The organism is Serratia sp. JKS000199 (genome assembly GCF_900215455.1).
GTDB classification, from domain to species: domain Bacteria; phylum Pseudomonadota; class Gammaproteobacteria; order Enterobacterales; family Enterobacteriaceae; genus Serratia; species Serratia ureilytica.
Genome location: NZ_LT907843.1, coordinates 994,021 through 1,014,844, shown reverse-complemented (window position 1 = coordinate 1,014,844; position 20,824 = coordinate 994,021). Strand labels below are relative to the sequence as shown.

General features: G+C 56.9%; 21 protein-coding genes. 8 read left to right on the top strand and 13 right to left on the bottom strand.

Annotated features, from left to right (window positions below; genetic code table 11):
* The first annotated feature begins 55 nt into the window (after window positions 1-55).
* Window positions 56-319: a GrxA family glutaredoxin gene (locus CPH57_RS04915; RefSeq protein WP_004938676.1), complete on the top strand. Its 264-nt coding sequence runs from the start codon at window positions 56-58 to the stop codon at window positions 317-319.
* Window positions 320-359: 40 nt separating this feature from the next.
* On the opposite strand, the gene CPH57_RS04910 is transcribed toward CPH57_RS04915, so the two are convergent.
* On the bottom strand, window positions 360-749 hold the full coding sequence (locus CPH57_RS04910; RefSeq protein ID WP_033642521.1) for an inner membrane protein YbjM: 390 nt from the start codon (window positions 747-749) through the stop codon (window positions 360-362).
* A gap of 294 nt (window positions 750-1,043) precedes the next feature.
* Here CPH57_RS04910 and CPH57_RS04905 point away from each other — a divergent pair, with 294 nt between their 5' ends.
* Window positions 1,044-2,732: an aspartate:alanine antiporter gene (locus CPH57_RS04905; RefSeq protein ID WP_004938680.1), complete on the top strand. Its 1,689-nt coding sequence runs from the start codon at window positions 1,044-1,046 to the stop codon at window positions 2,730-2,732.
* A 477-nt stretch (window positions 2,733-3,209) separates the two neighbouring features.
* Here CPH57_RS04905 and CPH57_RS04900 read toward each other — a convergent pair whose 3' ends face one another.
* The 5 genes from CPH57_RS04900 to eco form a co-directional block, all read right to left on the bottom strand.
* Window positions 3,210-3,953: an ankyrin repeat domain-containing protein gene (locus tag CPH57_RS04900; RefSeq protein WP_096242099.1), complete on the bottom strand. Its 744-nt coding sequence runs from the start codon at window positions 3,951-3,953 to the stop codon at window positions 3,210-3,212.
* 88 nt (window positions 3,954-4,041) lie between these two features.
* The gene (locus CPH57_RS04895) at window positions 4,042-4,815 is read right to left on the bottom strand and encodes an ankyrin repeat domain-containing protein (protein ID WP_033642517.1); all 774 of its coding nucleotides are present in this window, start codon (window positions 4,813-4,815) and stop codon (window positions 4,042-4,044) included.
* An 88-nt stretch (window positions 4,816-4,903) separates the two neighbouring features.
* The gene (locus CPH57_RS04890) at window positions 4,904-5,677 is read right to left on the bottom strand and encodes an ankyrin repeat domain-containing protein (RefSeq protein WP_033642516.1); all 774 of its coding nucleotides are present in this window, start codon (window positions 5,675-5,677) and stop codon (window positions 4,904-4,906) included.
* The gene (locus tag CPH57_RS04885; RefSeq protein WP_096242098.1) at window positions 5,674-7,155 is read right to left on the bottom strand and encodes a phospholipase; all 1,482 of its coding nucleotides are present in this window, start codon (window positions 7,153-7,155) and stop codon (window positions 5,674-5,676) included. Before CPH57_RS04885 ends, CPH57_RS04890 begins: the two co-directional genes overlap by 4 nt.
* A gap of 415 nt (window positions 7,156-7,570) precedes the next feature.
* Window positions 7,571-8,083 carry a serine protease inhibitor ecotin gene (gene eco, locus CPH57_RS04880; protein WP_033642514.1) on the bottom strand — a complete coding sequence of 171 codons (513 nt, stop codon included), beginning with the start codon at window positions 8,081-8,083 and terminating at the stop codon, window positions 7,571-7,573.
* A gap of 291 nt (window positions 8,084-8,374) precedes the next feature.
* Here eco and CPH57_RS04875 point away from each other — a divergent pair, with 291 nt between their 5' ends.
* Both CPH57_RS04875 and ybjG read left to right on the top strand, forming a co-directional pair.
* The gene (locus tag CPH57_RS04875) at window positions 8,375-9,109 is read left to right on the top strand and encodes a phosphatase PAP2 family protein (protein ID WP_033642513.1); all 735 of its coding nucleotides are present in this window, start codon (window positions 8,375-8,377) and stop codon (window positions 9,107-9,109) included.
* Window positions 9,110-9,114: 5 nt separating this feature from the next.
* Complete coding sequence (gene ybjG, locus CPH57_RS04870) at window positions 9,115-9,720, top strand: undecaprenyl-diphosphate phosphatase (RefSeq protein ID WP_033642512.1); 606 nt, start codon at window positions 9,115-9,117, stop codon at window positions 9,718-9,720.
* 39 nt (window positions 9,721-9,759) lie between these two features.
* Here ybjG and CPH57_RS04865 read toward each other — a convergent pair whose 3' ends face one another.
* Window positions 9,760-10,593 (bottom strand): hypothetical protein, encoded by an 834-nt coding sequence (locus tag CPH57_RS04865; RefSeq protein WP_089196837.1) that lies wholly within the window; start codon window positions 10,591-10,593, stop codon window positions 9,760-9,762.
* A 217-nt stretch (window positions 10,594-10,810) separates the two neighbouring features.
* Between CPH57_RS04865 and deoC the strand changes: the two genes are divergently transcribed.
* The 4 genes from deoC (at window position 10,811) to CPH57_RS04845 (ending at window position 16,150) form a co-directional block, all read left to right on the top strand.
* Complete coding sequence (deoC, locus tag CPH57_RS04860; RefSeq protein ID WP_033642510.1) at window positions 10,811-11,491, top strand: deoxyribose-phosphate aldolase; 681 nt, start codon at window positions 10,811-10,813, stop codon at window positions 11,489-11,491.
* 153 nt (window positions 11,492-11,644) lie between these two features.
* On the top strand, window positions 11,645-12,409 hold the full coding sequence (gene deoR, locus CPH57_RS04855) for a DNA-binding transcriptional repressor DeoR (RefSeq protein ID WP_042784074.1): 765 nt from the start codon (window positions 11,645-11,647) through the stop codon (window positions 12,407-12,409).
* A gap of 981 nt (window positions 12,410-13,390) precedes the next feature.
* Window positions 13,391-14,689 (top strand): HAAAP family serine/threonine permease, encoded by a 1,299-nt coding sequence (locus CPH57_RS04850; RefSeq protein WP_033650641.1) that lies wholly within the window; start codon window positions 13,391-13,393, stop codon window positions 14,687-14,689.
* A gap of 93 nt (window positions 14,690-14,782) precedes the next feature.
* On the top strand, window positions 14,783-16,150 hold the full coding sequence (locus tag CPH57_RS04845) for an L-serine ammonia-lyase (protein ID WP_033642507.1): 1,368 nt from the start codon (window positions 14,783-14,785) through the stop codon (window positions 16,148-16,150).
* Window positions 16,151-16,204: 54 nt separating this feature from the next.
* Here CPH57_RS04845 and CPH57_RS04840 read toward each other — a convergent pair whose 3' ends face one another.
* The 6 genes from CPH57_RS04840 to CPH57_RS04815 all read right to left on the bottom strand — a co-directional run bounded on the left by CPH57_RS04840 (window position 16,205) and on the right by CPH57_RS04815 (window position 20,781).
* A complete protein-coding gene (locus CPH57_RS04840) occupies window positions 16,205-16,870 on the bottom strand; it encodes a helix-turn-helix transcriptional regulator (protein ID WP_060659724.1) in 666 nt (221 codons plus the stop codon).
* Window positions 16,867-18,255, bottom strand: coding sequence for an FKBP-type peptidyl-prolyl cis-trans isomerase N-terminal domain-containing protein (locus CPH57_RS04835; protein ID WP_096242097.1), 1,389 nt, complete (start codon window positions 18,253-18,255; stop codon window positions 16,867-16,869). Before CPH57_RS04835 ends, CPH57_RS04840 begins: the two co-directional genes overlap by 4 nt.
* The gene (locus CPH57_RS04830; RefSeq protein WP_046686746.1) at window positions 18,252-18,674 is read right to left on the bottom strand and encodes a hypothetical protein; all 423 of its coding nucleotides are present in this window, start codon (window positions 18,672-18,674) and stop codon (window positions 18,252-18,254) included. Before CPH57_RS04830 ends, CPH57_RS04835 begins: the two co-directional genes overlap by 4 nt.
* A gap of 24 nt (window positions 18,675-18,698) precedes the next feature.
* Window positions 18,699-19,253, bottom strand: a complete 555-nt coding sequence (locus CPH57_RS04825) for a fimbrial protein (RefSeq protein ID WP_033642504.1) — start codon at window positions 19,251-19,253, stop codon at window positions 18,699-18,701.
* Between the two features lie 50 nt (window positions 19,254-19,303).
* A complete protein-coding gene (locus tag CPH57_RS04820) occupies window positions 19,304-19,942 on the bottom strand; it encodes a fimbrial protein (RefSeq protein ID WP_046897038.1) in 639 nt (212 codons plus the stop codon).
* A gap of 74 nt (window positions 19,943-20,016) precedes the next feature.
* Window positions 20,017-20,781 carry a fimbria/pilus periplasmic chaperone gene (locus tag CPH57_RS04815; RefSeq protein ID WP_096242096.1) on the bottom strand — a complete coding sequence of 255 codons (765 nt, stop codon included), beginning with the start codon at window positions 20,779-20,781 and terminating at the stop codon, window positions 20,017-20,019.
* Window positions 20,782-20,824: the final 43 nt, after the last annotated feature.

Here is a 20,824-nt window from a genome sequence, read left to right as displayed (position 1 = left end):
GGGATGTCGTTGCGGTAGCGAACAATTTTTTGAAAATCCAATTAAGGAGCGTTGCATGTTTGCAGTAATCTTCGGGCGTCCTGGCTGTCCTTATTGTGTCCGCGCTAAAGAACTGGCGGAAAAACTGACTGAAGAACGCGACGATTTCAACTTCCGTTACGTTGACATCCACGCGGAAGGCATCACCAAGGCCGATCTGGAAAAAACCGTCGGTAAACCGGTTGAAACCGTGCCGCAGATCTTCCTGGACGAGAAGCACATCGGCGGTTGCACCGATTTCGAAGCTTACGCTAAAGAACACCTGAACCTGTTCCAGTAAGTTTTTGAACGACAAAAAAAGGCGCTTAACGCGCCTTTTTTTATTGCCGCTGCCGCCGATGCAGCTGCTGGAGCGTGTGCAACAGACCGAGGGCGAACAGCATCAGCATCGCGCCGAACACGCACCAGAACACCGCACTGGTGGCATAAGCCAGCTCCTGCCAGAACGAATAGGACGGCGTCAGCCAGAAGTGACGGATCAGCAGGCAGAGCGGCAAGGCATAAAGCGCCCCCAGCAGCGGACACAGCAGCCGCTTGCGGCTCGACAGATAGCTGGCGATCGCGCCGGGGATCACAAACAGCAGCAGGCCGGTTTCCCCGTGGTGCTCATGATCCGTGCTGCCGAACAGGCCGGTTTGCTGGCCGAGAAACACCAGGTTGAACAACAGAAAACAGCTGAGAATGCCCAGCCAATATCGATAACTCGTCATGCGAATTCTCCCCCGCCCAATTACCGCATCAATAGAAATCAGCCCGGCCACCCGTGAGGTGACGCTGAACCGAATTTTTTCCTTGGTCAAAAGAGAGTTAAATGCGCACGGCGGCGCAGGAAATCAGCTTTCTGTGCTGGCTGTCATCGGTCATAGCGTCTAGAATGAACGCCGCCGAACGATGGTTCGCTTCGCTTTCTGCTGGTGGTGATTTATGACGTCGTTTTAAGGCTGAATTTATCTCTTATAGTTATCTATATCAAGCACTTACTGGTAAACAATAAGTTATCCTCCGTGAACATAAACGTCGCTAGTTTGTTAAACGGTAACTACATTCTGTTACTGTTCGTGGTACTCGCGCTGGGGCTGTGCCTCGGTAAACTCCGTCTGGGCTCCGTCCAACTCGGTAATTCCATTGGCGTTTTGGTGGTTTCCCTGTTGCTCGGCCAGCAACACTTCGCCATTAACACCGAGGCGCTGAATCTCGGCTTCATGCTGTTTATTTTCTGCGTCGGGGTGGAAGCCGGGCCTAACTTTTTCTCGATTTTCTTCCGCGACGGCAAAAATTACCTGATGCTGGCGCTGGTGATGGTCGGTTCGGCGATGGTGATCGCCATCGGTCTCGGCAAGCTGTTCCACTGGGACATCGGCCTGACCGCAGGCATGCTGGCCGGCTCGATGACCTCCACGCCGGTGCTGGTGGGGGCCGGCGATACGCTGCGCAACACCATCGTCAACGGCCCGGCGCTGCTGGCGGCGCAGGATCATCTGAGCCTCGGCTATGCCCTCACCTACCTGATCGGTCTGGTCAGCCTGATTTTTGGCGCGCGCTACCTGCCGAAGCTGCAGCACCAGGATCTGTCCACCTCCGCCCAGCAAATCGCTCGTGAACGCGGCCTGGACACCGACAGCCAGCGCAAGGTCTACCTGCCGGTGATCCGCGCCTATCGCGTCGGCCCCGAGCTGGTGGCCTGGGCCGACGGCAAGAACCTGCGCGAGCTGGGCATCTACCGCCAGACCGGCTGCTACATCGAACGCATCCGCCGCAACGGCATTCTGGCCAACCCGGACGGTGACGCGGTGCTGCAGGTGGGCGATGAGATCTCGCTGGTCGGCTACCCGGACGCCCACGCGCGGCTGGATCCGAGCTTCCGCAACGGTAAGGAAGTGTTCGATCGCGATCTGCTCGACATGCGCATCGTGACCGAAGAGATCGTGGTGAAGAACAGCAACGCAGTGAACAAACGCCTGAGCCAGCTGAAGCTGACCGACCACGGCTGCTTCCTCAACCGCGTGATCCGCAGCCAGATCGAAATGCCGATCGACGACAGCATCGTGCTCAACAAAGGCGACGTGCTGCAGGTGAGCGGCGACGCGCGCCGGGTGAAGAGCGTGGCGGAGAAAATTGGCTTTATCTCGATTCACAGCCAGGTGACCGATCTGCTGGCGTTCTGCGCCTTCTTCATCATCGGCCTTTTGATCGGCCAGATCACCATACAGTTCAGCAACTTCTCGTTCGGCATCGGCAACGCCGCCGGCCTGCTGATGTCCGGCATTATGCTCGGCTTCCTGCGCGCCAACCACCCGACCTTCGGCTACATTCCGCAGGGGGCGCTGAACATGGTGAAAGAGTTCGGCCTGATGGTGTTTATGGCGGGCGTAGGCCTGAGCGCCGGCGCCGGCATCGGCCACAGCCTGGGCGCGGTCGGCGGCCAGATGCTGATCGCCGGGCTGATCGTCAGCTTGGTGCCGGTGATTATCTGCTTCCTGTTCGGTGCCTACGTGCTGCGCATGAACCGCGCCCTGCTGTTCGGCGCGATTATGGGCGCCCGCACCTGCGCACCGGCGATGGAGATCATCAGCGATACCGCGCGCAGCAACATCCCGGCGCTGGGTTACGCCGGCACCTACGCCATCGCTAACGTGCTGTTAACGCTGGCGGGTTCACTCATCGTGGTGCTATGGCCGGGCATACTCGGCTGATCGATTAGCGGGAGAGATGGATCGGCGATAAAAATATTTTGATTTTTTTGTCGCCGGCCAGAACTTTCGTTGGGGGCCGCAGTCTGAATTAGTGCCACTGCTTTTCTTTGATGTCCCCATTTTGTGGAGCCCGATAATCCCGCCTTTTAGGTTCAAGATTATCGGGTTTTTTGTTGCCTGAAGCAGCCCGCAACACCTGCTGTCGCGGCCTCGTCGTCAGGCATAAAGCATCCTATCTCTGAGCGTCGCTTACGCCAGCCTCCCTATCAATGTGCAGGTTTCAACATAGAAACGCTGCTTGTGGGTTCGCCACTGTTCAAAGAGATGGCGTCACAAACGGGACTTAACAACAGCACTCTCGTCGCCGTCGGCTGGGTGCTCTTTGGTGGCTCATTCCATCATCTTCCTGTATATCATAACGTCATGTTACTGCACTGGAAGAAGACCAGCATTGTCCCCCATGATAGTCGAGACTATCTAATTCACCTGTTTTATTTTTTCTTTAATTTTAATTAGTTTCTTTATATACGCATTGCTCTTATCCCCTTTAGCTATTTCCGCAGAAATCAGCGAGAGGAAGCTATCATTAAAATCATCTTTGGCTAATGGATTAGCTCCATGAGCCAACAGAACCTCAATGTGTTCTGGGCAACTGTTATACAGCGCATTAATTAATGGCGTTTTGTTCATAGCCCCTTTGATATTAACATCAACTTGGTATGCAATTAACATCTTTAATGTTTCTGTGTTCGCCGCATCAAAACTTTCAAATATAATGGGTTGATTATGAACCTTATCTCTGGCATTTGGAGAGAGCCCGCCCTCTAACATAGCTTGTATCCATACGCCGTTATTCGCCTTCATAACAAATTCAGCTGGGCTACTCCCCCCCTCAGTTCTTGGCTGCAGTGGATCTGCCCCCACCTTGACCAAATCCGTAATGATATTGAGCCGCTCTGGCGTGTTCTTGTCAAAGATAGCGTTATTTATCGCCCAGAATAACAACGTCATCTCCGCCTTGGCCGGTCGATTTAACGTTTCTTTGCTCACCGTCGATAAAACCTTATCCAGCTTTTTTCTGTCACCCTCGTAGATGATATTGGCGATGTCCAGCTGCGTCCCTTCAAAATAATCTTGTGGCTGTAGATCCCTACCTTGTTCGCATCCCTGCATCATGAGCATCGACAGCAACATGATAATGATAAGAGCCCTGTGCCTCATGCCATCTCCATTTTAAGCGTAACCACGGTTCAACTTTGCTTTTTCACCGTATCAGCATCCCTCTATGCCCTTGAATACTGAGAACGGCTTATTGACTGACAGGGAGAGGTGGCCATTTCCCACCACGCTTAATTAGCTCGTCTTTGATACGCTCAAGAGACGCTTTCGCCTCACTACCGTCCGGGCTTCTATTAATCAGCCGTTGCAGTTGATTGCCCATCGTCCAACCCGAGTTGCCTCTTATATCACTATCGGCGCCTTTTTCTAATAGAAGAATGACGTGGTCATAGGAGTGATAATCTAAAGCATCGATGAGCAGCGTATCACCCAATGAATTTCTTATATTTATATCAGCGCCATGCTCCAACATGACCTCTAATGTCTCTGTATTTTTTGCAAAGATGCTATTGAATATAATGGGTTGATTATGAACCTTATCCTTAGCATTTGGAGAGAGCCCGCCCTCTAACATAGCTTGTATCCATACGCCTTTATTCGCCTTCATAACAAATTCAGCTGGGCTACTCCCCCCCTCAGTTCTTGGCTGCAGTGGATCTGCCCCCACCTTGACCAAATCCGTAATGATCTTGAGCCGCTCTGGCGTGTTCTTGTCAAAGATAGCGTTATTTATCGCCCAGAATAACAACGTCATCTCCGCCTTGGCCGGTCGATTTAACGTTTCTTTGCTCACCGTCGATAAAACCTTATCCAGCTTTTGTCTGTCACCCTCGTAGATGATATTGGCGATGTCCAGCTGCGTCCCTTCAAAATAATCTTGTGGCTGTAGATCCCTACCTTGTTCGCATCCCTGCATCATGAGCATCGACAGCAACATGATAATGATAAGAGCGCTGTGCCTCATGCCATCTCCATTTTAAGCGTAACCACGGTTCAACTTTGCTTTTTCACCGTATCAGCATCCCTCTATGCCCTTGGATACTGAGAACGGCTTATTGACTGACAGGGAGAGGTGGCCATTTCCCACCACGCTTAATTAGCTCGTCTTTGATGCGCTCAAGAGACGCTTTCGCCTCACTGCCGTCCGGACTTCTATTAATCAGCCGTTGCAGTTGATTGCCCATCGTCCAACCCGAGTTGCCCCTTATATCGCTATCGGCGCCTTTTTCTAATAGAAGAATGACGTGGTCATAGGAGTGATAATCTAAAGCATCGATGAGCAGCGTATCACCCAGTGAATTTCTTATATTTATATCAGCGCCATAATCCAACATGACCTCTAATGTCTCTGTGTTCTTCGCAAGAATACTTTTAAATATAATTGGCTTATTGTTGACTTTATCTTTTGCATTAGGAGATAGCCCCCCATCTAACATGGATTTTATCCAGATTCCCTTATCTGCTTTCATAACAAATTCAGCGGGACTACTTCTCCCTTCCGGCCTTGGCTGCAGTGGGTCTGCTCCTGCCTTAACCAGATCTGTAATTATCTTAAGCCGCTCTGGCGTGTTCTTGTCAAAGATAGCGTTATTTATCGCCCAGAATAGCAACGTCATCTCCGCCTTGCCCGGTCGATTTAACGTTTCTTTGCTTACCGTCGGTAAAACCTTATCCAGCTTTTGCCTGTCACCCTCGTAGATGATGTTGGCGATGTCCAGCTGCGTCCCTTCAAAATAATCCTGCGGTTGTAAATCCATACCTTGTTTGCACCCCTGAATGATGAGCATAGACACTAGCATCGTGATAATGAGTATGATTTTTTTCATATTCGTCCCTTGATTGTGGCAATGTCATCGTCTTTCTCATTTTCAATGCATTGTATCGCCTGGTCTATACCGTGCTTATCCAGCAGTGAACCTGTTCCACCGGGAAGCGTGTGCTTTACTCCCACGGCGTCAGGCGCCAACATGGACAACCGCTCTTTCGCCATCACCGCCGGGGGATAAAATTTAAGGTCTTTGGCATCTTCCCACAAATCAACCTCCTGCAGCTTGGTCAACAGCTCCCCTTTTACGCGATACGCCTGAATATTATCGGCGCTGCCTATTATAGAGCCACCGTATTTTTCGACGGTTCCCGCATTCAGACCTGCTGCATTAAACGTCCAAGCCGGTTTGCCGCTGGCTATGGAGGTCGCAGAGGCCATACCGCCTCCTAATGAATGACCCGCAACGTCAATATTTGATACTTTCGAAATTTTATCGCCAATTATAACGGCTTGTTTATAGTATTCAGAATTAAACCCCAACCCCTGAGCGCCGTTATTTGACCAGTCACTCAGGTTTTTAATCCCTGACAAATCGCCGTTCAATAACGCTTTCTGGGCAGCCTTGCTTATTCCCTCCGGGAACTCGGGCGCACGCGATCCGCGGAACACCACCGTCGGGTTCATCGCTTTGCCAAAGACCTTCTCATCAGGCTGATAAACCCGAGCCAGAAAGCCCGGCGTATCCTCATCGTCATAGAGCATATCTTTGCTTAAACCGAGTTTACCCAGCGCCCCATCATTGTTACTGATATCCTTCCAGCCTTCAGGGATGTCTATCGTGTCCTTGAGCGGGTTAGTGGTCTTATAGACATTCTGAGCCAACTTCGCCTTTTCGACCGCGACGTTGTTCTCCGCCAGGCGCTGTGCCGCCATGCGCGCATCCGGGTAAATGCTGCGGTTGCCTCGCCCTATCAGGTACTGGCGTTCTTGCCAGCGTTCTGCCTTGGTCATTGGGCGGATGGCCTGCACCGTGGCGGCAACGGTTGCCACTGCGGTCGCGATGGCTTGTTGCAGAGGGGGATTCCGGGTCGTATTCTGCCTCGCCGGCAGCACCGTCGGTTTTGCCCGGTGGCCATAGCGGCTGACCATTTCTTCATAGCGGGCGATCACGCGCCCGGTAGGATAAAAGGCGGGAAGAGAGCTGCCTGGGTAGCGCTGTAATCGGCCTTCCGCGTCGACGTAAAAGGCATATTTCGTCGGCGTCCAGGTGCCCATTCCCTGATCAATCGCCAGCAAGCCGCCCCGGTTGATCTCATCGAGTACGCTGCGCTTCATAGCCACGTCCTCACGATAACCGGTGACGCCAATCCCGGATTGAGTATTGCGGGTGATCGGATACCGGCTGCTTATCGATATGCCGGCCGCGCCGCCGAACAAATAATGCCGTTCCAGCTCATGCCGCGCTGCTGTCGGGTTAAGTATCCTGGAAAAGCTTTCCGGCGCCGTGTGTTCAGAGGAGAAATGAATCAGTTTCATACGGTGCCTGCCCACTCGCAGGGTTCCGTGGTCGGCACAGGCGCACCATCATCAAGCAACTCGCCAGGTGTGCGGCTGTTACGGGGCTCGTCGAGCGTTAGCGAACGATAACGCATTGGATATCCTTATCTTCTGTGTCATTCCATTAATAGGGCATGCGCAAAATTATCACACTTCAGTAAAGATTTCTTTGCTCTATTTCTATACGCACGCATCCTCTTCCATCCATGCAGCTGCGTGCTTCCTGTGCACTTGTGAAGAGGTATTGACTTGCGTATTTCGTTGCCATGTCGCGCCTAAAAGCCACGTCCGAAAGCAATCAGTCGAGTGTCAAAGATGCGGGAATGATAAGGAGACAGGAAGGAGAAAGGCTCCGCCAACCGGGAATGGCCAGCGGAGCGGCGTCAGGCGGCGGTTATTTCTGCTCAGCCTGGCTTACGGTGTCTTCGGCTTTCCAGATGCGGTATTTCACTTCCGCGTCTTTCGGCGCATACACCACGATCGGCAGGCGGCTGTTGTAGCGCTGCATCGCGGCGTCGCCCAGGTTGGCGGCGATGAATTTCTTGGTCTTGGTATTGTCCGGGCAGGCCATCATGGTCGAGGCCGGTTCAGACAGCTTCTCCAGCACCAGGTAGTCGTAACCCCAGCCGGACAGGGTTTTGGTCTCCAGCGTGCCGCCAATCATATGGCGGTTGCAGTCCACTTCCAACGTCTTGCCGATCAGCAGTTCTACCTTGTAGTTCTCTTCGTGCTCTTGCTTCGGCAGGTAGATCACCTGGCGATTCATGCCCTTCTCGGCTTTCGGGTAAGGCGCGACTTTTTCCAGCGGCTGTTTGCTCATGTCTGCGTCATCGCCAGAGGTCGCCGCCATAGCGCCAGCGGAAACGGCCATCAGCAGGCCGGAAAATACAACGGATGCCTTGTTCATGTTTTATCCCTACACTTTGTCAAATAATCCGACTATAAACTAATACACTACCGCCAAGCCCGCCACAGGTTTAATCTTCTTTACAATAGGCAATCAATAGTGACAATCGCCTGATATAAACCGTTAAGCGGAGTAATTAGCCAGCACACCCTCGGGTTAAGACGAGAAAAACAAGCGATTACCTTCGCACAAGCGGGTGTATCAGATAGGGTTTTCTTGCCGGCGGACTAAGGTTTTCTTAAGACAGAATTATTACAGTGACGTCATTCAATCCTGTCACCGAGCCTGCGCGTGAATCCAGAATCGTCATTAAATCAATCCTCAACGACACCGCAAATTAAGACAACCGCCCTTTACTCCCTGTCGACATCCTTTTACCGTTGGCAGGTTTTTGGCCTGCTGATCAGCGGTCTGGCGTTTCTGTGGCTCTCCCGCAACGAACAGCTGGATTGGGCGATCAGCAACTATTGGTACGATGCCGCCAGCGGGCATTTCCCGTGGCAAAACAATTATTGGCTGGATCTGATCAATCACCGCCTGTTGAAGCAGATAGTGATCGTAGGGGCGGTGCTGACGCTGTTTTGGGGCATCTATCGCCGCAGCGCGCGCCTGATCGTGACCATGCTGCTGATTGGCATCGGCCCGCTGGTGGTGGGCATTCTCAAAGCCACCAGCGCGCACTCCTGCCCGTGGGATCTGATTGAGTACGGCGGCAAAGCGATGTCTTTCCCGCTATTCGGCGCGGTACCGGCGCTGCCGGGCCCCGGCCGCTGTTTCCCCGGCGGGCACGCCTCGAGCGGTTTCGCGGTGATGGCGTTGTTTTTCCTGTTTTATCCGCAGCGTCCGCGCCTCGCCTGGTGGTGTTGGTGCGGCGGCATCGCGCTTGGCATGGTGATGGGCTTTGGTCAGATCATGCGCGGCGCACATTTTCTTACCCATAACCTGTGGGCGGGTTGGTGGGTTTGGTTAAGCCAGTTGGCTATTTATTGGACGGTTAGCGGCTATTGGCGCCGCAAGACGAGGTAACGGTTATGGAACAGTTGAACCATTTTCTTTTCGCCTGGATCAATGCGACTCCGGCGTCTCCTGAATGGATGATCGATTTCGCCACCTTTTTGGCGCGCGATCTGATCATCATCGTGCCGTTGCTGATCGTCGGTCTTTGGCTGTGGGGGCCGCAAAGCCAGCTGGTTTCGCAACGCCAGGTGGTAGCGAAAACCACTATCGCGCTGCTGTTCGCCATGCTTGCCGCTTCCGCTATTGGCGCGCTGCTGCCGCATGAGCGCCCGTTCGTCGCCGGCGTCGGTTATACCTTCCTGCCACACGCGCCGGACAGCTCGTTCCCGAGCGATCACGGCACCGCCATCTTTACCTTCGCGCTGGCGTTCCTGTTCTGGCACCGCGTTTGGTCCGGCGTGCTGCTGATGATCGTCGCCGTCGGCATCGCCTGGTCACGCGTTTACCTCGGCGTGCACTGGCCGCTGGATATGGTCGGCGGTTTCCTGCTCGGTCTGGTGGGCTGCCTGTTCGCCCAACTGGTGTGGAATCTGTTCGGCGATGTCATCGCCGACAGGCTGTCGCGCCTGTATCGTTTCCTGTTCGCCTTCGCCATTCGCCGCGGTTGGGTGAAAGAGTAACTGCACAACATGACAGGGGCGTTACCGCCCCTGCTTATTTCACACCACGCCGGTGGTCACGCAGAACGCCCGCGTTTTTCCCGCTCCCAGCATCACTCCCTCACCCTCTGGCGCATTCGGGCGGCAGTTTGCCGGCTGGATAAAGGAAAGCAACTGCCGGTTGCCCTGAACGGCGATGCGCCGGAGACCATAGTTGAATTGCCCGGTGGCGAAACGCGTTACATAGCGCCGGCCTTGCGGCGCAAGCATAAAGAATTCGGCTCGGTCCACGTAGCGAGACAGATCCTCGGAACACAGCAGTTCCTGCCCGAGCGCCTCCCCCAACAACGCCGGCGTCGGCAAGTTTTGGCGGAATACCGCGTCGGGAATGCAATCGTAGTTGAGGCGGCACACATAGCGCAGCGGCTGCGGCCGATCGGCCAGATTGGTGACTTTCATCTCAATGGCGAACTGCGCGCTCTGCGCCGCCAAACGCAGCGCCGGGCCGATGCGCCATCCCTCGCCCAACCGCTCGCCTTCGCCCTGCAACGTCAGCTCATCGCCCGCCAGCTGCAGCCACACGCGTTGCATCTGGAGCAATGCGCCGTCGTGACTCGGCCAGGCGGGGCAGAACGCGGCGACATCATCGCGCTTTCTTCCAGCGCCCCGCCCGCTGCGGCGGCCCGATTTCAATGAGTAACCGTCAAATTCAGCATCCCAAATCGCCAGGCCCTGATACGGCAAGACCGTCAGTGCCCCGCGCCGATTCGCCAGCGTCAGCATTGGCCCGCGCTCTGCGCAGCGATGGGCGCTCACCGCGAAATCCGCATTGCGGAACAGCGCCTGCCGATGCGCCCCGAACGCGGCAGGAACCAGATCAATGTTGATTTTCATCGTTTTCCCTCGACATTTCGCCCGCGCAGGCCGCGAGCGGCCGCTGAAAATGTTATTTAAATAACAAATACGCCTCCCCTAAGTTATACATATAACAGTGAGATAACTATGATCTCGTCGACATTTTTCAAATCCCGCTAGGTTTACCCGCATTGTAATGTTATTATTTTCACATTCTCTATCAACGCTCTTTTCTCAACTTCATTAAGGAACCGCGATGACCTCCGAAAACATCGATTACGCCCGCTATGTCGACCACACCCTGCTGGCCATGGACGCCACCGAAATGCAGATCGCCAAACTGTGCGAAGAAGCCCAGCAGCACAACTTCTATGCGGTGTGCGTCAACTCCGGCTACGTGCCGTTGGCAGCCCAGCTGCTGCAGGAAAGCACCGTGAAAGTCTGCTCGGTGATCGGTTTCCCGCTGGGCGCCGGCCTGACCGTCGCCAAAGCCTTTGAAGCCAAAGCGGCGATCGCCGCCGGCGCGCAAGAGATCGATATGGTGATCAACGTCGGCTGGCTGAAAAGCGGCCTGCTGGACGAAGTGAAAGCCGACATCGCCGCCGTGCGCGAGGTTTGCGCGGCGATCCCGTTGAAGGTAATATTGGAAACCTGCCTGCTCAGCGATGCGCAGATCGTCCAGGTTTGTGAAATGTGTCGCGAACTCGATGTCGCCTTCGTTAAAACCTCCACCGGCTTCAGCACCGGCGGCGCTCGGGAAGAGCACGTCAAACTGATGCGCGAGACGGTGGGCAGCGAAATGGGCGTGAAAGCTTCCGGCGCCGTGCGCGATCGCGCCACCGCCGAGAAGATGATCAAAGCCGGCGCCACGCGTATCGGCACCAGCTCCGGCGTTGCCATCGTATCCGGCGCGCAGGCGGCGGCTGGCAGCTACTGATCGTCGGCGCGCCTTGACGGGCGCAGCCAATACACAACGATGCGGGACAATACGGGCGGCCGATGCGGCCCGATATTGCCCCGCATCGTTGTGTTTAGCGCCGGAAACGGCGGCACGCTTTTTTACCTCTACTACCTGTGGGAAGACGGATCTATGGAAACGCGGCGCGAAGAACGTATCAACCGGTTAGTTCAGGCGTTAAAACGCGCTGACAAGATCCACCTGAAAGAAGCCGCCGCGCTGCTGGGGGTCTCGGAGATGACCATTCGCCGCGATCTGAGCGCCGAGCCGGCGGCGGTGGTGCTGCTCGGCGGCTATGTGGTGACCGATCCGCGCAGCAACGGCGTAACCAACTACTTCGTTTCCGATCAAAAAGCCAAACAGGTCACGGAGAAACGGCGCATCGGCCTGCTGGCGGCGCCGTTGATTAATGAAAACGACACGGTGTTTTTCGACTGCGGGACCACTACCCCGACGATCATCGACGCCATTGCCGACGAACTGACCTTCACCGCCGTGTGCCATTCGCTGAACACCTTCCTGGCGCTGCAAGACAAACCGAATTGCAAGGTGATCCTGTGCGGCGGCGAGTTCAAACCGAACAACTACATCTTTTCCAGCGTCGGCGGCCGCAATGAGCTCGATCACATCTGCCCGAACATCGCCTTTATCTCCGCCGCCGGTCTCAGCCTGCGGCACGGCGCCACCTGCTTCAACTTCGACGAGCTGGAGATGAAGCATCGCGCAATGGCGATGGCGCAGCAAAAGATCCTGGTGGCGGATCACAGCAAGTTCGGCAAAATCAAGCCGGCCTGTATCGGCCCGCTGACGCAGTTCGATCGGGTGATCACCGATCGCCAGCCGGACGCCGACTTCATGGCGTTCTTCAACGATAACGCCATCGCTACCCGCTATTGATCCCCCTTCAGCGCCGTCGGAAGCGACGGCGCGCCGCTGAAATCTCTCTTTTCCCACAGCCCGCGATGAACAAATAATGCGCAATCGATACGCATTTTTCGCTTATCCTCACGCAACATCAGGTTAATAAAATGCAACAGGTCACCCGAGTGATTATTTTCTCTCTGGTCAAACCCGCTTTCGGCTGGATGAATTAACGACTATTTATGGCTTTTATATGATAAATCGCGCCAAAGACCGAGATGTTTAAATAAACGGCCGGTTAGGCTATTGCAGCAAATCTCGCCAATACCTGTTAGCTATCTGTTATTTATATGATGAATGGTTACGCATTTTTATCCGCTAACCACGTAAGTAATTTCCCTTCGTTACTAGCGGCGATTTTCAATGAAACTCCTTTAAAAACAAATAAATACAACTCATTTGACTTAAAAATACAATGTGATCTACGTCACTAAAACTGCTTAATCCGGGTTTTTAGCTAGATCCAAAACCACGCATAAAATATATTGCTCGGCTTGCTGCTGAGCACAGCGCTTTATCCGGCTGATTATTGTACAAGCCGCATAATCGCAGAAATTTTTATGAGAGCGTTCTCAGCACAAAATCTTACACAAATGTGCAACAAATGCGCGAAAAATCGATGAAAAAGCAGATAACTGCACACATTACGCATTTGAGAGCAGGATCACGGTTGTTTCTACTGTAAATCGTTATCTTGCCGCCAACAAAAATCGACAGGCAAAGACCTGTCGGCAGCGGTAACGACTTTTATCACCCCGTGGCGGTGAAAAGTCTTTGGTGAATTACCCGGCGCTGTGCCTGTGGTAATGAACACAATAAACAACCAGGGGGACGCCAAAACATCCCCGCAAGCAACACCTGATTCTTACCGCAAGCGTTGCCTGAATAGGACGTTTGACGGTTTAACCTTAAGTTTTGCCTTTTAATTTTAAATTCGTGTTCACTTCGGAGATATTTATGGACACTACACAGACCGGCACAATTGCCTCTGCGGCTTCGGGTTCCAGCACTACCTGGCGTAAAACGGATACCATGTGGATGTTGGGCCTGTACGGCACCGCCATCGGCGCAGGCGTCCTGTTCTTGCCAATCAACGCCGGCATCGGCGGTTTGATTCCTTTGATCATCATGGCCATCATCGCTTTCCCGATGACCTTCTTTGCCCACCGCGGCCTGTGCCGTTTCGTTCTGTCCGGTAAAAATCCCGGTGAAGACATCACCGCCGTGGTAGAAGAGCACTTCGGCATCACCGCCGGTAAACTGATTACTCTGCTGTACTTCTTCGCCATCTACCCGATTCTGTTGGTTTACAGCGTGGCGATCACCAACACCGTCGACAGCTTCATTACCCACCAGTTGGGCATGACGTCGCCGCCGCGCGCCATCCTGTCGCTGATCCTGATCGTCGGCCTGATGACCATCGTGCGCTTCGGTGAGCAGGCCATCGTGAAAACCATGAGCATCCTGGTCTTCCCGTTCGTGGCGGTGCTGATGCTGCTGGCGGTATACCTGATCCCTAACTGGACCGGCGCCATCTTCGAAAACGTGTCGCTGTCCGGCAGCGGTACCGGCATGGGTCACGGCCTGATCATGACCCTGTGGCTGGCAATCCCGGTGATGGTGTTCTCCTTCAACCACTCGCCGATCATCTCCGCCTTCGCCGTCGCCAAACGCGAAGAGTACGGCGCAGACGCCGAGAAGAAATGCTCCCGCATTCTGGCTTATGCACACATCATGATGGTGCTGACCGTGATGTTCTTCGTGTTCAGCTGCGTGCTGAGCCTGACGCCGGAAAACCTGGCGGAAGCCAAGGCGCAGAACATCTCGATTCTGTCTTACCTGGCCAACCACTTTAACAACCCGATGATCGAGTACATCGCGCCGGTTATCGCCTTCGTCGCCATCACCAAATCGTTCCTGGGCCACTACCTGGGCGCCCGTGAAGGCTTCAACGGCCTGGTCGCCAAGTCGATGAAGAGCCGCGGCAAAACCGTCAGCACCGCCAAGTTGAACCGCATGACCGCTATCTTCATGCTGGTGACCACCTGGATCGTCGCCACCCTGAACCCAAGCATCCTGGGCATGATCGAAACCCTGGGTGGCCCAATCATCGCCATGCTGCTGTTCCTGATGCCGATGTACGCCATCCGTAAAGTGCCTGCCATGCGCAAGTACAGCGGCCACATCAGCAACGTGTTCGTGGTTGTGATGGGTCTGATCGCCATCTCTGCCATCGTGTTCAGCCTGCTCGGCTAATCACGCCCGGCCGGCGCCGCTTGCGCGCCGGCCCTCCCGCACTCCCCCATTTCCCGTATTCACCGCCTGAAACCTGAAGAAGGAGGCGAGACCATGGTCAGCGTTTTCGATATTTTCAAAATCGGTATCGGCCCATCCAGCTCCCACACCGTTGGCCCGATGAAGGCCGGCAAACAGTTCGTCGACGAGCTGATCGCGCACCAGCAGTTGCAGGACACCACCCGCGTGGTGGTCGACGTCTACGGTTCGCTGTCATTGACCGGTAAAGGTCACCACACCGACATCGCCATCATCATGGGCCTGGCCGGCAACCTGCCGCACGATGTAGACATCGACAGCATTCCGGGCTTTATTCGCGACGTTGAGCAACGCGGCCGCCTGCCGCTGGCCAACGGCCACCACGAGGTGGATTTCCCGCTGCACGGCGGCATGAACTTCCACAGCGACAACCTGCCGCTGCATGAAAACGGCATGCGCATCCGCGCCTTCGCCGGTGAACGCCTGCTGCACAGCAAAACCTATTACTCGATCGGCGGCGGTTTTATCGTCGACGAAGAGCACTTCGGCCAGTCCGCCGAGGGCGCTACGCCGGTGCCCTATCCGTTCAAATCAGCGCACGATCTGCAGCAGCATTGCAAGGAGACCGGGCTGTCCTTGTCCGGCCTGGTGATGCAAAACGAGCTGGCGCTGCGCAGCAAGGCGGATATCGACGCGCATTTCGCCGATGTCTGGCAGGTGATGAGCGCCGGTATCGAGCGCGGCATCAACACCGAAGGGCTGCTGCCCGGCCCGATGAAAGTGCCGCGCCGCGCCGCCGCGCTGCGCCGCATTCTGGTGACCGGAGACAAGAACAATATCGATCCGATGAACGTGGTCGATTGGATCAACATGTTCGCGTTGGCGGTCAACGAAGAGAACGCGGCCGGCGGCCGCGTGGTCACCGCGCCGACCAACGGCGCGTGTGGCATCATCCCTGCGGTGCTGGCCTACTACGACAAGTTCATCCGCCCGGTGAACGCCAACTCCTACACCCGCTATTTCCTGGCGTCCGGCGTGATTGGCGCGCTGTACAAGATGAACGCCTCGATCTCCGGCGCCGAAGTCGGTTGTCAGGGGGAAGTGGGCGTGGCCTGTTCAATGGCGGCGGCCGGGTTGACCGAGCTGCTCGGCGGCAGCCCGGCGCAGGTGTGCATCGCGGCGGAGATCGCCATGGAGCACCATTTGGGGCTGACCTGCGATCCGCTCGCCGGCCAGGTTCAGGTGCCGTGCATCGAACGCAACGCCATTTCCGCCGTTAAGGCGGTCAACGCCGCACGCATGGCGATGCGCCGGACCAGCGAACCGCGGGTTTGTCTGGATAAGGTGATCGAAACCATGTACGAGACCGGCAAAGACATGAACGCCAAATACCGCGAAACCTCACAGGGCGGGCTGGCGATCAAGGTCGTGGCCTGCAACTGATCGCCACGGCGAGGCACTTAAGGCGCCGGCCGGTGTGACTTGGCCGGCGTCGTTTCAATAGCGATCCTTTCCTGCCGCAACGCCGGGCTGAATGCCCGCGCGAAGCCCCACAGCCCCGGGACGAGCGCTGTGCCGCAGCCAGCCGTAAAGTTCGGCATTACGCCGGAATCCCATTTTGCGCATGACGCTCATCTTGTGATTGCTGACCGTCTTCACGCTAATATCCAGCATCCGAGCGATTTGCGTGACTCCCATCTCCCGCGTCATGCAGCGCATGATCTCTTGTTCGCGCAACGTCAAGCCCCGGTGTTGGCATGCGCAGTTCCTGCCACAGTTCAGTCTGCCCGGCCATTTGCTGCGCCGCTCCAGCTCGGCGCTCACCTGATACAGCGCCGAAACCAACGGCATATCGTGGTAGATGACGCCGGCCTCCAGCGAGCAGCGGTTACCGACGGTGCGTTTATGCCGTCCCTCCGGCGTTCGCAACGAGAAATACAGCGTTTTACGCCCCACGGGCTGCGCCTCAGAGAGGTGACAAAAACAGCTTTGCACGCCGGGAGGAAAATAGCAGAACACCAGATCGGCTTCATGAGCCTGCCGCGCATCCACTAACAGCGTGCGCTTGCCGTAAGTGCTGAAGTGCAGCGCCAGAGCCTCTTGCCAACCGGCGCTGAAGTATCGATTCTCATCAAATAACGCGATTTTTATCATCGTGTTCATCCCTGCCCTCCCGCCGTGTCGGCTTCCCGTTTAACCGCCTGGACGCCCTTTGCCGGCGCCTGGCTGTTGTCGATGCGCAATTCATAAACCATGGTGGCGTTGGGCGGCACCTTCGGCGGGTAGCCGGTTTCACCGTAGGCCAGCGCCGGCGGCACGACCATCGTCAACGAGCCGTGGTTGTGCAGATGACTTATCGCCTCCCGGAACAGCGGCGGGTATTCGGACAGCGGTTGCGACAGCACCTTGCCGCTCAGATCCATATCCTGGATCACCGTGCCGTCGGTCAGCTTCTCTTTCACCACAACATCGACCACCGCCGTTGGCGCCAGCGCCCCCTCCCCGGCATAATCCACCCGATACCAGAAGCCCATCGCCGACTGCTTTACGCCCTTTTGTTGACTGAACTGCGTCAGGTAATCGTCATCGCGCCGCCGCTGCTGGTTAACGCGTTTCTCACGCGCGGCCACGGCGGCGGCATCCGCCTGCGCCGTCAACGTATTCAGTTCCTGCGGCGACAGCTGCAAACGTCCCGACACGCTGTCGATAACGCCCGCCAACAGGCTGTCGCGATCCACCGGCACGCCCCAGCTTTGACGCTCCGTCATCAACCCCTGAATATCCCGCCCCAGCGCACTGCCCGCCGCATAGGACAAACGCTTGCGTTCATCCTTCAACTGCTCCGGCGTCATCTCCCATTGCAGCCGCTTACGCAACGCCAGCAGGTCTTCGCGCGCCTGCTGAGTCGCCTTCTGCTCACCGGCCCGCTTCTGCTCGCTTTCTTCCAACGCGGCGCGCAGAGCGCGCAACGCCTCCTGGTGCTCGCGTTGGCGTTGTGCAAGCGTTTGTGCCGATGCCTGCGCGGCAGACTCAAGTTCGGTGACGCGCCGTTCGGCCTGCGCCGCCGTCGCTCTGCTTTTGGCGGTTTCCTGCGTCGCCTGACGCAACAGCGCCTCGGCGCGCTGCACGTCGGGCGAACCGCGCCAGGCGGCGCCCAGCCCGGCGATCCACTGTTGAAGCGTTGACGAGTCCGGCAACGCCGCGACGGGTGGCGCCGCTTTCTCCGCCCGCAGCGCGGCGAGCTCCTGGCGCAGCGCCGTCAGCGCCATTCGCTGGCGCGCCAGCTGTTGATCGCGCGCCAATAACTCCTGGCTCAGCGTAAACGTTTTGGCCGGTGAGGTGGATTGGCTGTTGTCCGACAGGCGCTTCGCCGGCTCACGCTTTTTTTTCCCTGACTCACGGTCGTCCGGCGCCGTTTTTTCGGTCGCCGGACCGATATTCTGCCGTTGATACTGCTCGGCAAACTGCAGCAGCGCCGGCACGCCGTCGTCCGCTTGCGCGACGCCGGCGAACAGCAAAGCGACACAGCCCAGCAGACGCAGCCTCATTTAACCTGCTCCCCGCGATCCGCCAGCCCGGTCAACACCGCCTGATTCACCCCGGCACACAGATAGTTGACCTTGTAGCGATACAGCGCATCCACCGTCTCCTGCGTGTCACCGTTTACCCGGGCGCGCAGGTTGGCGTACTGGGAAGCGCCGCTCATCAGGCTGTCGAACGCCTGTTTGTAGCGCTGATACTGTTTCTCGTTGATCGTGCGCAACGCGCCCAGTTGCTCCTGACACTGCCGCAGTTGCTCGGCCTCACGTTGCTTGCGCAACACCTCTTCTGACGGAGGTTGCGCAGCCTGATTTTGGGTGTTCACGGCAGGCTTGCCCGGCTTTTGGCTTTGGCAAGCGGCGGCGCTCAACGCCAACAGGCACAGCATCCCCATGCGCAGGGCGTGATTGACGTGCTTTCTCATCATTGCGTTTCTTGTCCTTGTAGGCGCTTATTCGTATTCCAACGTGAAGGTGGCCACCGCGCTGAAGGTGCCGCGGCCGATGGACTTCGTCTGGATGGCTTCCGGCTCTCCCTGCACATAGGCTTGCAGCGTGAGTGTGGTGTTGCCGGCGTTCAGACGGAATTTATCGCTGGCGCGATTGAGCGGCAGCGCCTTGCCGCTGCTGTCCTCCAGCCCGATGCCGATCCCCGACGCCAGGCTGCCGCCATCCAACGCCAACAGGCCGGGCAGTTTGGCGTTCTCAGTACCGGTAAACGTAATGGCCACCGTATTGCCCAGGCTGAGATCGCACTCGGTCAGGTGCAACGCGAAGGTTTGGCTGTGGGTGCGGGTGTTCAGGTACAGGTATTTGTCGACGATGGTGCCGAAATCCAGTTGGATGTCCTCATCCCCCGGTTGTATGACACACGGCTCGGCCACCAGCGTACCGTGAAAGCGCATGTTTTCCGCCGCAGCCGCCGGCTGCGCCATCATGCCGGCCAGCATCACCATGCCGGCTCCCAGCAGCGCGCTTCGGCGCCGGTTCGTCTCTGTCGCGCGCATGACGCCACTCCCTTTGGTTATGCTTGCGCCTGCCAGGCGCAAGCGGCGTATTAGTCGTAATAAAGACGGAAATCGATCGCCGCGCGGTAAGCGCCGGCGCTCAGCGTCGCCGGAGTGCGCACCGGCGTCACCGTATACGTCAGGGTGTTTTGTCCCGGCGTCAGCAATACCGGTTTGTTGCGCGCGCCGAGGCGGACCGGCAGACCGCGGGCATCCGCCAACTGCAACCCCAAACCGGTGACGCCGGCGACCCTGACCAGACCCGGCGCGTCGTCATCCGTCGGCGCGGAAAACGCGACGGACACCGCAGGCTGGCTACCGCTCCAGGCCAGAACCCCGGTCCAGGCGTCGCGGTTGCTCGCCGGCGCCCGCAGGCAGTCTTTCAGCGTCAGCTCGAAGGCGACCGGCGTGCCGCGATCGCCCGGGCGCTGGAAGTGCGCCGTTCCCGTCTCGCCCAGCCATACCTCCTGGCGGGCGGTGGTCATTTCCAGGCTGCAGGCGCTTTCCGTTAACGCGCCGTAGACGTGGAGCGTGCCGTTCGCCCCCTCAACGTCCCAGTTATCCACCGCGCGGGCCGGCGGCATCAGCATCAACATCGTGCCCGCCGTCAGCGGCACCATCAGCGCGGCCAACACCGTCAGGCCAATAGTGCGTCGCTGATGACGTTCATAGGCCTTTCCCAACAGCATGGGGTTCTTTCGTTGCATGATTCGTTCACTCCGCTGTGTTCATGACTTGGTCTTACCTGCTTGCGCGCGGCTCGTCATTTGGCGACCGGCACGACCTGGCAGGCATTGCCGGCGCAGCGGAAGTTCAACTGCGGCCGACCACCGTAATCGTTGATGTACGCCAGCGACGGGCCGCTGCCGAGGCTCGCGGCTGAGACGTTCAGCGGGGCGCTGGCCTTCGGCGCCACCATCAACGGTTCAAAGCCGGCGGCCCCTTTCCCGCCCTTGCCGGCGCTCGCCTCAACGATCGTCACGTAATACGGGGTCGGATTGTTCACCACGTACTTGTCACCCTGCCGGGTCAGCGTCAGCTGCTCCTGCCACGGTGCGGCGTTCTTTTTCGGGGCGAGCGCCGCCGGGCGATAAAACATTTTGATGCGCGTCTGCAACGCTATCTGCAGCGTGTTCGGCTTATTGCTGCGCGGCGGGATCTCGCGCAGGTTGAAGTAATACAGCGTCTCCCTGTCCTGCGGCAGCTGACGCGCCGCCAGCAGCGACTGGATCTTCACCTGGCTCGGTTTGCCCGGCTCCACCCGCTGCACCGGCGGCAGCACGGTGAAAGGGCTTTGGATCTTGTTGCCGCGATCGTCTTCAATCCACCCCTGGGCCAGATAGGGCAATTGCTTATTCTGATTGCTGATGTTGAGGCTGACCGTTTTCTGGTCGCCGTCGAAAATCACGCGCGTGCGATCCAGCGCGATAGCCGCATGGGCGGGCAGGCCGATCGCGCCGATCGTCAACGCGGCGGCGAGCGAGCTCAAAAGGGAAACGGTCTTTCTGGTCATAGTCAGATTCATCATGTCTTCACGGTTCCAGTCAGCCGAAGGCGGGCGATTCCGCCCC